The 14240-nt window shown below is 34.4% G+C and carries 15 protein-coding genes and 1 riboswitch; of the genes, 2 read left to right on the top strand and 13 right to left on the bottom strand.

The window, feature by feature from the left end; all coding sequences use genetic code 11:
• Positions 1-134: 134 nt before the first annotated feature.
• The 7 genes from QUF93_RS09665 to QUF93_RS09635 form a co-directional block, all read right to left on the bottom strand.
• Positions 135-743 (bottom strand): genetic competence negative regulator, encoded by a 609-nt coding sequence (locus tag QUF93_RS09665; protein WP_289358609.1) that lies wholly within the window; start codon positions 741-743, stop codon positions 135-137.
• 77 nt (positions 744-820) lie between these two features.
• Positions 821-1696, bottom strand: a complete 876-nt coding sequence (locus tag QUF93_RS09660; protein WP_289358608.1) for a MerR family transcriptional regulator — start codon at positions 1694-1696, stop codon at positions 821-823.
• Positions 1696-2472, bottom strand: coding sequence for a metallophosphoesterase (locus QUF93_RS09655; RefSeq protein ID WP_289358607.1), 777 nt, complete (start codon positions 2470-2472; stop codon positions 1696-1698). The genes QUF93_RS09660 and QUF93_RS09655 overlap by 1 nt, the downstream gene beginning before the upstream one ends.
• Positions 2473-2543: 71 nt before the next feature.
• Complete coding sequence (locus QUF93_RS09650) at positions 2544-3023, bottom strand: LysM peptidoglycan-binding domain-containing protein (RefSeq protein ID WP_002117618.1); 480 nt, start codon at positions 3021-3023, stop codon at positions 2544-2546.
• A 22-nt stretch (positions 3024-3045) separates the two neighbouring features.
• Positions 3046-3609 (bottom strand): CPBP family intramembrane glutamic endopeptidase, encoded by a 564-nt coding sequence (locus tag QUF93_RS09645; RefSeq protein ID WP_002117615.1) that lies wholly within the window; start codon positions 3607-3609, stop codon positions 3046-3048.
• Positions 3609-5138, bottom strand: coding sequence for a RecQ family ATP-dependent DNA helicase (locus QUF93_RS09640; protein ID WP_289358606.1), 1530 nt, complete (start codon positions 5136-5138; stop codon positions 3609-3611). Before QUF93_RS09640 ends, QUF93_RS09645 begins: the two co-directional genes overlap by 1 nt.
• Positions 5128-6189, bottom strand: a complete 1062-nt coding sequence (locus tag QUF93_RS09635; protein ID WP_289358605.1) for a YpbB family protein — start codon at positions 6187-6189, stop codon at positions 5128-5130. The genes QUF93_RS09640 and QUF93_RS09635 overlap by 11 nt, the downstream gene beginning before the upstream one ends.
• Positions 6190-6481: 292 nt before the next feature.
• Between QUF93_RS09635 and QUF93_RS09630 the strand changes: the two genes are divergently transcribed.
• Entirely contained in the window at positions 6482-6730 is a 249-nt protein-coding gene (locus QUF93_RS09630; protein ID WP_001151994.1) for a ferredoxin, read from the top strand.
• 114 nt (positions 6731-6844) lie between these two features.
• Here the strand turns inward: QUF93_RS09630 and QUF93_RS09625 are convergent, their stop codons facing one another.
• The gene (locus QUF93_RS09625; protein WP_002011769.1) at positions 6845-7423 is read right to left on the bottom strand and encodes an ECF transporter S component; all 579 of its coding nucleotides are present in this window, start codon (positions 7421-7423) and stop codon (positions 6845-6847) included.
• A gap of 163 nt (positions 7424-7586) precedes the next feature.
• A riboswitch (FMN riboswitch) is annotated at positions 7587-7726 on the bottom strand.
• A gap of 249 nt (positions 7727-7975) precedes the next feature.
• On the opposite strand from QUF93_RS09625, the gene QUF93_RS09620 reads away from it, so the two are divergent.
• The gene (locus QUF93_RS09620; RefSeq protein ID WP_289358604.1) at positions 7976-8662 is read left to right on the top strand and encodes a hypothetical protein; all 687 of its coding nucleotides are present in this window, start codon (positions 7976-7978) and stop codon (positions 8660-8662) included.
• Between the two features lie 205 nt (positions 8663-8867).
• Here QUF93_RS09620 and QUF93_RS09615 read toward each other — a convergent pair whose 3' ends face one another.
• The 5 genes from QUF93_RS09615 to resC all read right to left on the bottom strand — a co-directional run bounded on the left by QUF93_RS09615 (position 8868) and on the right by resC (position 14239).
• Positions 8868-9482 carry a LysM peptidoglycan-binding domain-containing M23 family metallopeptidase gene (locus QUF93_RS09615; protein WP_289358603.1) on the bottom strand — a complete coding sequence of 205 codons (615 nt, stop codon included), beginning with the start codon at positions 9480-9482 and terminating at the stop codon, positions 8868-8870.
• Between the two features lie 84 nt (positions 9483-9566).
• Positions 9567-10148, bottom strand: coding sequence for a cob(I)yrinic acid a,c-diamide adenosyltransferase (locus QUF93_RS09610; RefSeq protein WP_002117602.1), 582 nt, complete (start codon positions 10146-10148; stop codon positions 9567-9569).
• Positions 10149-10288: 140 nt separating this feature from the next.
• On the bottom strand, positions 10289-12064 hold the full coding sequence (resE, locus tag QUF93_RS09605; protein ID WP_289358602.1) for a sensor histidine kinase ResE: 1776 nt from the start codon (positions 12062-12064) through the stop codon (positions 10289-10291).
• On the bottom strand, positions 12064-12780 hold the full coding sequence (gene resD / locus QUF93_RS09600) for a DNA-binding response regulator ResD (protein ID WP_128281650.1): 717 nt from the start codon (positions 12778-12780) through the stop codon (positions 12064-12066). The genes resE and resD overlap by 1 nt, the downstream gene beginning before the upstream one ends.
• A gap of 301 nt (positions 12781-13081) precedes the next feature.
• Positions 13082-14239, bottom strand: coding sequence for a cytochrome c biogenesis protein ResC (resC, locus tag QUF93_RS09595; RefSeq protein ID WP_002117594.1), 1158 nt, complete (start codon positions 14237-14239; stop codon positions 13082-13084).
• Position 14240: the final 1 nt, after the last annotated feature.

Below are 14240 nucleotides of genomic sequence, written 5' to 3'. Positions count from 1 at the left end.
AATTATTTTATCAAGAAATACTGATTAAATTTTAAAATACAGGTTGGCTAGTCTTGTTGCCTACACTTCGCTTTATAGATTTTATAGTTTCCAATCTTCAGCTGAATAAAAATAAAACCTCAAGCTACGTTATATTAGCTGAGGTTTTGTTTTTTCACAAAGTAATTGTATATTTGTTCAATTGCTTGAGAATCCATTAATTCTTTACCATATTCCATTATGCGGTAAATTGTTGCTGTTGACGGATTACCGTATTCCGCTAAAATAGCTATAAAATCCGCCTTCAATAATTGAAATTGCTCTTCTTCTTCTATCCAAAGATAAAAACGATTATCCCACGTATACAACTTCCCATCAGTTACACCAAGGTTATATAAGCGATTTGACAAATTGATTACATCATCTAATGTAGCAAACTCGTAAAGTATATGTTCACTTTCATCAAGAGTCACTTGCATTTCAATAAACTCGTCACGGAACTCATCTTCTGTGTCCACTTCGTGATTTTCTTTTGTTACAATTACAACCATACCTTGAGCTTGTAGAGAAAATACTTCAACAGCAATCGGTCCATCCGCTTCAAACCCTAATTCTTTATTCGCTTCTTGCATCATATCACGGAATAGTTGCTGTACTTTCGGTGCATTTCTCCACAAATCTTCTTTCGTTAATCCTCGTTCAGATAAATCATCAAATGTTAGGAAAATTTTAATCTTATTATAATTTAAACGTTCCAGTCTCATCTCATACCCTCCCTACGTAACCATTGCATCTAATTTTTATTATATGAAATAGAAAATAGATGGTTCTTTTCGAACGACTATTCTGACATTTTTAACCATCCATCCCACTCTTCTTTCGTGTTACCAATCAGGATATTTTGAAGACTTAATTGATCTCCAATGCCTTTTTTTCCTATAAAACCACCAGAGAGGTTTTCATTTTTTTCTTGCAACAAGTCAATAAATTCTACTGCCTCTTCAAGTTCTCGTTCATCATCAAAAGATATAAACAAATATTTAGGTTGTAATTGTTCAATAGCTAGTAAAATACCTTCTTCATCTAAACTTGTCCCCATATACATTGCTTGATATCCTTTTAGTCGTAAATACGTCGCAAAAATAAATCCTTTTAATATATTATTTTCTAAAACGAAAACTTTGTTAACGGAAGAATACACTGACGCATTATGATAGATCATTCCTAGACGGGTTTGTAAGAATGATACAACATATTGAAATTGTGACATTGTAATCTCATTATTATTTTTTAAAGTTAACAACTTGTTTGCCACTTGAAGAATGATGCTTGTAACAACCTTTTCCGTTGAATATATACTAAAAACCTCGTTTAATAATGCAGAAGTTGTAATTTCATCAAATTCTAACAAAGCTTGTAGTATATCGTCCACTAAAACAACTTCTGTATCAGTAATTTTTTCTTTTTGAACGTTATTCTGCAACCGATTCCCTTCTAATAACTGAACTGCTTGTCCAATCATCATCCCCTCAGAAACTTTGTTCATTAACCATTTCAAAATATGAATATGCTCTTCTGTATATAAACGATGCCCTGCACGATTTCTCTTTGGGGCAATAATATGATAGCGTCTTTCCCATGCGCGAAGTGTACTCGGTTGAATTCCAAGTATATTTGAAACAGCTTTTATATTATATTTCCCATTTGAAGTCGGCATTATTTTCCTCCGCATAACGTAATGATATGTGTTTGGGAAGGTGCCCGAAAACGGAGAGGGAACAATGTTGTTCCATACCCATTACTAACAAAGAGAGTCGTATTAGAATGCTTATATACGCCACCCTTTAAATACTTTTCAGATGGAAACAACCGAATCTGACCTCCATGTGTATGTCCACTTAATACGAGCGAAATTTGTTCTTTACCGGACATTTTCTTTATTATATCTGGGTTGTGACTAATTAAAATGCGAAAACCTTCTTCTTTACAATCAGCCAATGCTAAATCTAAACGATCTCGTTCTAATCCAACATCATCGATACCGAGTAAGCAAATTTTCTCTCCTAATTCAGACTCAAATACAGCTCTTGTATTATCTAATACCTTCACATTATTTTCTATTAATAAAGCATCTAATTCGTGATATTCAATTTCATAATCATTATTTCCCCATACAAAGTATACGGGGGCTATTTCTCTTAACTTTTGAATATTTAAAGAGATTTGCGATAAAGGTACTCCTTTTTCAGCTAAATCGCCGCCAATAATTACGATATCTACTTTTCCTTTCACTCGTTCAATTAACGAGCTAGAAATGATCCTTCTATGAATATCCGAAATAAAAAAAACATTAACCTTTTGAAAACTTTCCGGAAATTCTTCGAATACTAAAGTATGTTCCAACACTGTATTACGCATCGCTTCTTTATACATTCCAAGAAGACATACAAAACCAACGCATATGAGAGTACATAATAATATAATCCATAACATATATTTTTTACTCTCCCTCCTCGTAAAGTATAGTCCTTAATTTTATGTGCAGCTATATATCACTCATTTAGCTAGCTCTCATACTTCGTGGACTTATCTTTTATAGGAATTTTCAATTCTTGTCCTACTTTCACTTCGTCTTCTTGTAAATCATTATACTTTTTTATTATTTCTACCCCATTTTCATCTGAGAAATATTGCTTCGCTATACTTTCTAAAGTTTCTCCATCTTTCACAACATGAGTTGCTACTTTCTCAGACTGCTTCTTTGATTCAGTCTTAGCTGAATCAAAGAAAATTACTTCAAACGCACTTTTCTCAGCATTATTACTATCACTTTTTACCTGTATATACTTATCCGTATACCATAGGATACTAATAGGTAACAATATGAATAAAAATGTTAACACTCGGACGAAAATGTGATTCATTTTAAACTTTGGTTTTTTCTCTTTATTTCTATGAATTTCACTACGCGGCGGTAAACCTTCATCTTCTTCCACTAGCTCAACTTCTAACTCCTCTTCAAAATCAGGAATTCGTTTTCTCATGTTGTTCACCACCACCTTCCATTTATTTTCTTAATTGGAGCCCCATTATAAAATCAACAAGAAAGTGTGCAAAGATTGTTATAAACAGATTTCCTGTCCACTCGAATACATAACCAAAAACAAAACTAATAAAGCAGACGAAACAAAACAAAAAGGGCTTCGTTATATACCGAATATGTAACACAGCAAAAATTAAACTCGCTATTACAATTCCGAAATGAGTCTGCACTACACCTCTAAATAAAAACTCTTCCGCAAAGCCAATAATAAACGTGATAACGAGTAAATGCATGACAGAAATCCCTTGAAACATTCTATCGTTAATACCACCATCATCAAACCAAGATTCCGGAAACACTCGCATTGCAACATAATCTAATAACACAATACAAATCGCTAACAAGCCACCTATTACAAGTATAGAAACCGGTTCCCATTTCCACAAACTATAAACTTCTCTTTTATCTTGAAATAATATATATGCTAGTAAACAACCGATACCAATAATGATTAGTTGTGTTATGTAGAGATTCAGTCTTATTTCTCTCGGACTCATATCTTCAACATTATGCCTTTGAATGTTCATCATTCCTCCATCTTCCCTAGGCCGAAAAGCTTTTGCAACTCTGTTTCCCAATTATAGTCGAAAACTGACTGTTGCGCTCGTCTTTTTTTATAATCTGTTTTTGTAATACCACAGTAATCACAACAGTTTTCTATCTCTTTTTCCTTTCTATAACCGAAGTGTTGTAATAAATATTCACGTCTACATCCTTGAACTTGTATCCATGACTTCATATTTTCTAGCTCACTATATTTATTACGTAGTCTCACTTCCACTTCCGCTATTAATCTGTGCATTATTTCATCTGACAAGCTCTCTAGCATAAGATTTCGCTGTTGTATGATTCCAAGATATTCGAGATGATAACGGATAAAACGCCAATATTGTTCATTAAATCTTGCTGCATTATAACAAATTTCTTCTACATCTTCTAATGGTAATACTTTCGTTTGAAACATTCTTTCTTGTAGTAACGAAAATAAAAATTGTATTTGCGATTTACTTGGTAATTCATCTTCAATGATTGAAATTGGCAAATCGTGATCCAATGGACTACATAATAAAATAGCTATACTCAATTCCCCATCTCTTCCCGCCCTTCCAATTTCTTGTAAATAGGAAGCTACATTTGTCGGATATTGAAAATGAATAATATATCTTGTATTCGCCTTATTTACCCCCATCCCAAAAGCACTTGTACATATTACAATTTGCAACTGGTCATTCATAAACTGCTGTTGAATTAACATACGCTCTTCGTGTTCCATACCACCATGATAAAAAGCTACACCTGTAATTCCTTTTCCTCTTAAATACTCGGTTAAACGCTCTGTCCAGGCTCTACTTGAACAATAAACAATACCAGGCCCTTGCAAATACATTACATGCTCAAAAAGCGCCTCTTTTTTTTCTTCTATTGTTTCCACAAATTGTACTTCCATCGCAATATTTGGACGATCAATTGAGTACACATGCTCAGCGATATTTTTTAGATTTAAACTTCTCGCTATATCTCGCAGTACACCCTTTGTCGCAGTTGCTGTTAATGCTAGTACTGTTGGAGATCCGATACTCTCAATTACTTTATCTAATTTTTTATAATCTGGCCGAAAATCATAACCCCATTGTGAAATACAATGTGCTTCATCTACGACAAATAATGAAATATGAATTTTTTTCAATTCTCTTATTAGAAGTTCCGACTGCAACATCTCTGGTGATACAAAAACAAATTTATAAAAAGATAGCTTTTTCATCGCTTCTCTTTTTTCACTTAACGTCCGAAAACTATTCAATGCAATAACTCGATTTTTCACGACATACTTTAATTGCGTAACTTGGTCTTCCATTAAAGATAATAATGGTGATACAACAAGCACCGTCCCCTCTTGCAGAAGCCCTGGAAGTTGATAACATATTGACTTCCCCCTTCCAGTCGGAAGCATTGCTACAACATCTTTCCCTTCCAATAAGTCCGTAATAACTCCTTTTTGCCCCGGACGAAATTCAGAATATCCAAACCACTTATATAAATATTCCTCAAGCTTCATTTATACCCTCCATCCGTGCCAATACAAGACGGACTTCAAAATAAGAGATTCCCTCTCCAACCGCTTGCTTCAACACACGCAATTTACGTGTTTGTAATGCTTCAATTACTTTTGTTACTTTTTCTATTTTTTCTTTTTCCATAAACATCTCAATAGAAAATTCTTTTTCTCGTAAAGCAATTTCTACAAAATGATCCTCTATCGTTGCAACCTTCAAATTCCGAATTGTTGCTATTTCTTCCAAAGAACACCCTTGTCTCCAAAAATTATATGTTTTTTTCGTTGACAAGCTAAACAAATCAGCCCTCTCATTTGGATAAGATATAATTTCAGCTAATAACGGAAACTCATTTTCTTTATTGCGAACTTCTTGAATAAAGAAGTGAATTGTACCCCAAAATAAAAAATGTACTCGAAATATATCTTGTTTCGTAATTTCTGCTAATTGTTGTACAGTACAACCAATACGTCCATAGCCAGTTAAACGATATGTTACAATTGTCGCCTCTACTGGATTACTTTTTTCTAAAAGATTATGTATTTCCTCCCACAATCTTTTAGCCAATTCACTCCTCACATATGGCATTCCAGTGAGAAAACGCTTCACCCACATCATTATTTCTGTATCTTGTTGAATTGGAATAAATTTAGTATTCGCTTGTTGTAAATTCGAAATGGTTTGAACAATTAATGATAACCTCTTCCAAAACGTTGCACCTAATTCACCATAATGTAAACCATGTAAATACGTCGGAAAAGCAAATACCTCTTCCCATTTGTTTAATTGCATTTTACCAGTAGTCGTTAACACATATGTATTTTCATGTATAGCTTGAACCAACTCCGCTTGTAACAACTTTGAAACTTCTCGATCATAATCAGCTCTATTTAATGATTTATATACCCCAAACAAAAAAGAAACTTGGAACATATTACCATCTTGAAGCGTTTGCGAAGATCGCTTGCCTTTTAGTAAATAATAAATAGAAGAAACGGTTCTTTCACCATTCAATTGTTTTAAACAATATAATAACGTATATTGCAGCTGCATTACCGCTTCCACCTTTCAGTCTAACTTAATTCCTTTTCAATACGATTTCACGTTTATTGTTATTAAACTTACCATGCTCGCACAATATGCTTGTATATATTCTATTGTATCAAACGAAATAACATTTAAGTATTTTGAAAATCTTATGAAATAATTCAAAAATAAGTTGACACTCTAATTGATAAGGATTATCATTATAATTTTATGTTGAAAAGTTTTAAAAACCGTTTTACAATAAGGTTATAATTTTTTGGCGAACTTTTCACATACATATTATCAGGAGGGAAAAAAGATGGCAAAATATACAATCGTTGACAAAGATACTTGTATTGCATGTGGTGCTTGTGGTGCTGCTGCACCAGACATTTATGACTATGATGATGAAGGTATTGCATTTGTAACATTAGACGATAACCAAGGTATCGTTGAAATTCCAGATGTATTAATTGAAGATATGATGGATGCATTCGAAGGTTGTCCAACTGACTCAATTAAAGTTGCTGACGAATCATTTGATGGCGACTCTTTAAAATTCGAATAGTCTTTTATTAACTTCAAAAAATCTCTCTCATAAGTATGAGGGGGATTTTTTGCTCTCTTTTTCATTCTCACTAAAAAAACCATTAGCAGTTAAGCTGCCAATGGTTTAATATTTTTAAGCATTTTTCATTTTTGCAAATACCCATACTTTCAAGCGTGAAAATAATGCTACAAATACAATTGTTACAACAATTCCTTTAATTACATTAAACGGTAATATCGCCGTGACAATAGTTTGTCGCATAATATCACTAGACATAGCTGGTGAATTTAAAAACCAAGTGTACGCTGGTAAAATGATAAAGTAGTTTAACACACTCATAATAACTGTCATAGTAATTGTTCCTAGCATTAATCCTGTCGTTAAACTTTTTACTGTGCGATACTTTCGGAATAAGAATGCTGCTGGACCAATAAATAAACATCCCGCTATAAAGTTTGCTACTTCTCCTACTGGTACTCCCGTTAAACTCCCTTGAATTCCGTAATGCAAAATATTTTTTATCGCTTCTACAATTACACCTGCAATTGGACTGAAAATTATCGCTGCAATTAAAGCTGGCACATCACTAAAATCAATTTTTAAAAATGGCGGAAGCCCTGGGAATGGAAAATCTAACATCATTAGTAAATACGCAATACTGCTTAGCATCGCTACACTCACCATCTGCACTACACTGTTTTTTTGTTTCATCTTTCTCTCTCCTTTTCCATCGATCTTCTCATGGAAAGTGGAAAGGTTCTGCTATGCCTATTTTTTCATAGAACGAAAAAACCCTTTGTGATTTACACAAAGGGAGAATTTTAAGGCACATCAAACAGACGTTCAAATACTTATCTTTTTTGAACGCTTGAACCTCCATCTTCTCCCATCCAGACTGTACTGTCGGCTTTGGAATCACACCAAATCCTGCCTTAACGGCTCGCGGGCTTAGAACGAAATTATTAACTGTTCATCACCGCCGGTCGGGATTTTCACCCTGCCCCGAAGATAGACCGATATTCTATTTTCCACTTCATTATACAACAACATGATCGTATTGTGAACAAAAAAAGTGTAACTTATTAAAAATAAGTTATTTATTTTATATTATTAAAGAAGCAATCACTATATATTTTACAATACAACCCATATTTTTTATAATTCGGTATTTCTCTTATGAATCCCCTAGTCATATATCGTTAAAAGTGATAAGATGTTGAATTGTTAAGATAAGAACATTTTCTGAGTTATGGAGGAAATGTCATGAAGAAAGATAAAAGACACTCTATTCGAGAAGCAATGAAAAAGAACTTAAGAAAAGAATACTTTTATTTGAAAAAAGAATTACTTTTCTACTGTCCAATTGATCTAGGCACATTCTCAAGAGAGACATACTACGCTACTTTTGACCAAGATGGCATAAGCATTTATCAGTATGATAAAAAAACAGAAAGTAAATTAAAATTGTGTGAGCGTCATCCATGGAAGAGTTGGAATAAGGTAAAAGTTGATCATTATTTAACAACTTCTCAATTTATTTTCCAAGGTGAGCGAAACTGGATTTTATCCCTTTTCCAAAAAGGAAAAGAAGCTCAAAAAATAATTGAAGCACATACATCTTTACAAACGGAAGTTGTTTCCCGTCCTTTTTCCAAGAAACTTCCTGGTTTCCGTTCTAATACACCATTGAATAAATACATCGGTAGCATTTGTTACACTGCACTTATTGCATTTTTATTAAAATGGATGATTCCATTTCAAGCACCACAAATCGCCCTGTATTCTCTTTCAATTGGCTTTATGCTTCTTGGTTTACTTTGTCTTACAATTGGTCTAATCGAACCAACTATCGTACTATTTCGGACAAAAGAAAAAACAAGAACAAAAGTCTTTTACTTATATAGCTACTTAGCTATTTCTGGATTTATATGTGTCTTTATTTTTTGGTAAAAGAAGCCGTCCCAAAAGATCTTTTGGGACGGTTTTTTTGTTAGGAATGAGTTGCTCTTATTGTCGCATTTTGCTGTTAAGTCGGTATAATGAGAGTTGCGTTCGATATATTTCAATTTGCGCCGATATAAATTCATTTACTATCGTAATCTTAACTAAGAAGAAAATAAATCTATTCAAAAGTTATGCTTTTGGGACATTTCCTTTACTTAACGTATAGTTGTTGGTTCGGATAGATTTGCTCTTGTCGCAATCCATTCCTCACTTTAATTTCCTCAACTGTCATACTAAATTTCCGAGCAATGCCAACTAAAGTATCACCTTTTTGTACAATATATAGTGATGATGACACGACTTGATTTTTTTGTTCATTTAAAACAAGCAACGGATTCATCGCATTCCTTTTCTCCATCGTCCATCTCCCTTGATGCACTTCTAAATGTAAATGTGCCCCTCGCGATTCTCCTGTATTCCCTACCTCTCCAATTAGCTCTCCTTTTGAAATGTTATCCCCTTGAACTACATATCTCTTATTTAAATGCGCATAAACAGCCTCATATTCTCCATGTTTAATAAACACAACATTTCCATAACTACTTGAAAAATAAGACTTTGTGACCTTACCATTTTGAATAGCTGCAACAGGCGTTCCAATAGGCGCAGCTATATCAATACCGTAGTGTTTCCCATGTCTTGTCCCAAAATAATCACTTATCTGCCCATCAACAGGCCATATCCACTGATTCTCTTCAGCGTAAACATGTAATTGAGATAAAAATAATATACTCAATATCACCACGCCACATTTTAACGCTTTCATATACATCCTCCGTTTTCTAATAACCGTCATACCTTCTCTATTGTGGGATATTACAGAAAAAAGTATACAAAAAAAGAAAGTGAATTACTCCACTTCCTTCTCTTCTTTATTACGAAAAACAAATGCACTGCGGTTATATTCCACATCTTTCACTTGTAAACGTGCATTTATTACTCTAGCAAGCGCAAATAAATAATCAGATAACCTATTTACATACTTTAGAACAATTTCATTGGTTTCTCCTTCTTTTTGCAATGACACTATACAACGTTCTGCTCTTCTTATAACTGTACGTGCAATGTGTAGTGCAGCCGATACCTCGCTACCGCCTGGTAAAATAAAACGCTCTAACGGCGGCGCTTCTTCTGTATACGAATCAATTCGTCTCTCTAAATACTCGACCATCTCTATCGTTACTTTATAAGGAATTTTCTTCTCTACTATTGCTAAATCCCCTCCACAATCAAATAGTTCATGTTGAATATTTTCAAGTTCGTTATAAATGTTATGAAAACATTCCTCTTGCAATTTAGACATGGCATATCCGATATGAGAATTCGCCTCATCAATTGTGCCATAAGCTTCTACACGTATATGATCTTTATCCACTCGGCCACCTATGACACTCGTTTCCCCTTTATCACCTGTTTTTGTATAAAGCTTCATTTCATCACGACACCTCTCTATTTATTTTCATTCTGATTATTAAAGAAAAAAACTCTACCATTTTTTATTTAATTGCACTTACAAAAAAATAAAAAACAGTAGAGCTTTTATTCATGATCACCTTTTAAAAACATGTATATCTAAATTATACGATTCGGTAAATATACAGAGAATGTAGTTCCTTCTCCAACGACACTCGATACAGAAATCTTCCCGTCATGACCTTGAACAATATTTTTAGCAATCGCAAGTCCGAGTCCCGTTCCAACTTTTTTCCCGCGCGTTCTCGCTTTATCAGCTTTATAGAATCGATCGAACAAGAACGGAATATCTTCTTCTGGAATACCAGCACCTGAATCTTGCACTTCGAAAATAAGGCCACTATTTTTCGTATTAATTACAAGTGTAACATGTCCACCTGCATTTGTATGACGGATTGCATTATCAATTAAATTCGTCAATACCTGTTCCATACGGTCTGCATCAAACGGATATTGTTCAATTGGACTTTGGAAATCTACTGTTAGTTCAACTTCTTTATCCTTTGCAATCCCCTGGAATTTACGGACAATTTTTTCGACAAATGGATGAATATCTACTTCACCTATATGTAACTCTACATGCCCACTTTCCATACGAGCTAAATCTAATAACTCATTTACAAGTTTACCTAAACGAACAGATTCATCATAAATAATTTGAACAAACTCATTAATTTCTTCTTTCGTTTGCACAATATCATCTAAAATTGCTTCACTATATCCTTGAAGCATTACCATCGGTGTACGAAGTTCATGTGATACATTCGCAATAAAGTCTTGGCGCATTTTCTCAAGACGACGCTCCTCCGTCATATCTCGCAATACTGCTACAGCTCCACGAATTTTCGTTTGATTGTAAAGCGGTGTCATAAGAACTACGTAGTTACCTTTTTGCAAATTAATTTCAACAACTTGTTGTTGCTCGCTTTCTACAACGAGATGGAATAGTTCAACAAGTTCAGAAGGAAGTTTTTTACTTAACTCTACTTCTTTTTCTTCTTGCCAAACTTGTAAGAAGTGTTCTGCCGGTGGATTAATAACAACGACTTCACCTTCTTGATTTAACGTAATAACACCATCTGCCATACTACTCAAAATACTAGCTAACTGCTCTTTTTCTTGCTGCAGGGCATTCATGTTAAACTTCAACTGCTTCCCCATTTGATTTAAAGCAGTTGCAAGCTCACCAATTTCGTCCTGCGACACCATAGGGGCTTTCGTATCAAATTTCCCGCGTGCCACCTCAAATGCAACCTCACGCATTTTACGGAGCGGTGCCGTAATTCGAGTAGATAAGAAAAATGCAAAGAAAGTTGTTAAAATAATCGCAATCCCGGCTGATAAGAAAATAAAATCAGTCGTTCTCTCCATACCTTGTATAGGAACTTGCAATGATTCATATACAAACACCGCACTTTGTTTTTTTGACTGTACTGGTTTCCCGACGATCATAATATCATTTTCAGTGTTCTTATTCTTCCTACTATTAGAAGCTTTTCTAATATTATTCTTAATATCCTTTTTATCTGTAAAAACAGCTGCTAATTCTTTATCATTTTTCAAATCATCTATTGTAAGAGTAACTAATCCTTCTTGTTTCGGCGAAGAAGAAATTTCCTTACCATCTTCTACAATGATAATCCTTGAAAGTGGATCAGAAAATTTGTAAGCAATATCCTCAATCGTTTTTACATCGGCACCTTCTTCAATTAATTCCGTGACACTTGTTGCAACTTTCTGAAGCCTAGCTTCACTCATATCAACATAATACGTTCTAAAAAACTGTGAAAGTAAAATAGCAACAAATCCAAGAACAAACGAAACAAGAAGTAATATGGTCATCCATAACTTCCCTACTACACTTCTCCAAAGCATCAGTCGTTCACAACCTCAAACTTGTAACCAACGCCCCAAACGGTAACAATCATCTTCGCTGCATCTGGTGATTGTTTACTTAACTTTTCACGCAAACGCTTTACATGCGTATCAACTGTACGTAAGTCTCCGAAGAACTCATATTGCCATACTTCTTTTAACAATTGCTCACGGTCAAAAACTTTATCCGGAGCTTTCGCTAAGAATAATAGTAATTCATATTCTTTCGGTGTTAAGTTTACTTCATTACCATCCGCTGTAACGCGGTGCGCATCATTATCAATTGTTAAATGAGGGAACACAGTAACATCTTTCGTCGTTGTATCTTGTGTAAAGAATGTCGTTGGTACAGAACGGCGTAATACCGCTTTCACACGAAGTACTACTTCACGCGGGCTAAACGGCTTTACAATATAATCATCAGTTCCAACTTCAAACCCTTGTACCCTATTTACTTCTTCACCTTTTGCTGTCAGCATAATAATTGGTGTTGCTTTCTTCTCACGAACCCCTTTGCACACTTCGATACCGTCTTTACCAGGCATCATAAGATCCAATAGGATTAAATCATAATCATTTTGTAACGCCATTTCTAAAGCTGTATCACCATTATCCGCTTCTTCAATTGTGTATTGCTCTCTTTCTAAATACATCTTTAATAAACGACGAATACGATCCTCATCGTCTACAATTAAAATTCTTGATTCATTTTCCATTTCTACCCGTTGCGTACTTTTACCACAACGGTTTACACCTACCCTTCTACAATATAATGTTGCACCTATCCTCGTTTAATTAAGCATTTTTTAACGATCCACTTCCCATATTATGCTTCACAAGAATAATAAATTTTGTTCATTTTTTTTCCAAAACTATGTATTTTTTTTGAACAGTACATTTGGTCCTCGACATCATTTTACAGAATCAACCGCTACTTTGTCATGTTTTTCTCAAAAAAGAAGAAAAGTTGACAAAAATAAAATAGGAAAGTGACATACACTCTCCTATTTTATTTCTCTATGCATATGAATGTAAACCCGCGATAATTAAGTTTACTACAATAAAGTTAAACATAATGATTGCAAAACCAATTACTGCAAGCCAGGCGGATTTTTCTCCATGCCATCCTTTAGATAAACGTAAATGTAGTACCGCAGCATAAAAGAGCCAAGTAATAAGCGCCCAAACCTCTTTCGGGTCCCAACCCCAAAAGCGTGTCCAAGCGATTTGAGCCCAGATCATCGCAAAGATTAACGCCCCTAATGTAAATACCGGGAATCCAATTGCTATAGAACGATATCCAATTTCATCTAACAAATCACTATTCGTATTTTTCACTAACGGTTGAAGCGCCGCTGATACTCGTTTACGTAAAGTAAGCCTTAATACGATATAGAGCAACGTTCCGACTAACACAGACCAAATTACAGTATTTAATTTTTTCGCATTTACAATCGCTGGAACTTCAACTGTCGGCTCTAATTTATTTTCTGTCAATAACTTCCCTTCATGCGGTCCAACTAAAGCAGGAAGATTATACTTCATTTCAACTTGTTGTTCATTTTTATCAATCCATTGAAACTTCGCTTCATATTTCATACTAGAAAATACCGTTGTTACTCCAATAAATCCAACTGTACAAACAAGTGTGAACACTACCGTTTCTAACCAAAATGTACGTTTGCTTCTCGTTGATTGATCTACATTTTTCAATAAATACATTACGCCCGTAATAAAACTAATTGCTAAAATCGCTTGTCCTGCTGCTGCAGTCGTCACGTGAATATGTAACCAATTACTTTTTAAAGATGGAATAAGCGGAGATATTTCTCTCGGAAACATGCTTGCATAGGCAATTAATAAAAGCGCAACTGGTAATGCAAATAGTCCGATTATACTTACGCGGTACATAAAATACATTACAATAAATGCGCCAACAAGCATCATGCCGAAAAATGTACCAAATTCAAAAAAGTTACTAACTGGCGCATGGCCTGATGCAATCCACCTTGTAACAAAATATACTGTTTGTGCTATAAACCCTAAAATTGTAATCGTTATTCCTACATTTGCCCATTTATGACCCTTTTCTTTAATTGCTCCCCCAAAAAATAGAGTTGCAATTAAATATAAAATAAATGCGGTAAAGAGAAAGTTACTACTTATTTGCACCATA

Source organism: Bacillus hominis (assembly GCF_030348325.1).
Lineage (GTDB): Bacteria > Bacillota > Bacilli > Bacillales > Bacillaceae_G > Bacillus_A > Bacillus_A hominis.
The sequence above is the reverse complement of the archived record's forward strand: the minus strand, read 5'-3'. Positions and strand labels throughout refer to the sequence as shown.

Coding starts and splice junctions, on each gene's coding strand:
- QUF93_RS09665 (WP_289358609.1), bottom strand. CDS start 743: ATGAGACTGGAACGTTTAAATTATAATAAGATTAAAATTTTCCTAACA.
- QUF93_RS09660 (WP_289358608.1), bottom strand. CDS start 1,696: ATGCCGACTTCAAATGGGAAATATAATATAAAAGCTGTTTCAAATATA.
- QUF93_RS09655 (WP_289358607.1), bottom strand. CDS start 2,472: ATGTTATGGATTATATTATTATGTACTCTCATATGCGTTGGTTTTGTA.
- QUF93_RS09650 (WP_002117618.1), bottom strand. CDS start 3,023: ATGAGAAAACGAATTCCTGATTTTGAAGAGGAGTTAGAAGTTGAGCTA.
- QUF93_RS09645 (WP_002117615.1), bottom strand. CDS start 3,609: ATGAACATTCAAAGGCATAATGTTGAAGATATGAGTCCGAGAGAAATA.
- QUF93_RS09640 (WP_289358606.1), bottom strand. CDS start 5,138: ATGAAGCTTGAGGAATATTTATATAAGTGGTTTGGATATTCTGAATTT.
- QUF93_RS09635 (WP_289358605.1), bottom strand. CDS start 6,189: ATGCAGCTGCAATATACGTTATTATATTGTTTAAAACAATTGAATGGT.
- QUF93_RS09630 (WP_001151994.1), top strand. CDS start 6,482: ATGGCAAAATATACAATCGTTGACAAAGATACTTGTATTGCATGTGGT.
- QUF93_RS09625 (WP_002011769.1), bottom strand. CDS start 7,423: ATGAAACAAAAAAACAGTGTAGTGCAGATGGTGAGTGTAGCGATGCTA.
- QUF93_RS09620 (WP_289358604.1), top strand. CDS start 7,976: ATGAAGAAAGATAAAAGACACTCTATTCGAGAAGCAATGAAAAAGAAC.
- QUF93_RS09615 (WP_289358603.1), bottom strand. CDS start 9,482: ATGAAAGCGTTAAAATGTGGCGTGGTGATATTGAGTATATTATTTTTA.
- QUF93_RS09610 (WP_002117602.1), bottom strand. CDS start 10,148: ATGAAGCTTTATACAAAAACAGGTGATAAAGGGGAAACGAGTGTCATA.
- resE (WP_289358602.1), bottom strand. CDS start 12,064: ATGCTTTGGAGAAGTGTAGTAGGGAAGTTATGGATGACCATATTACTT.
- resD (WP_128281650.1), bottom strand. CDS start 12,780: ATGGAAAATGAATCAAGAATTTTAATTGTAGACGATGAGGATCGTATT.
- resC (WP_002117594.1), bottom strand. CDS start 14,239: ATGGTGCAAATAAGTAGTAACTTTCTCTTTACCGCATTTATTTTATAT.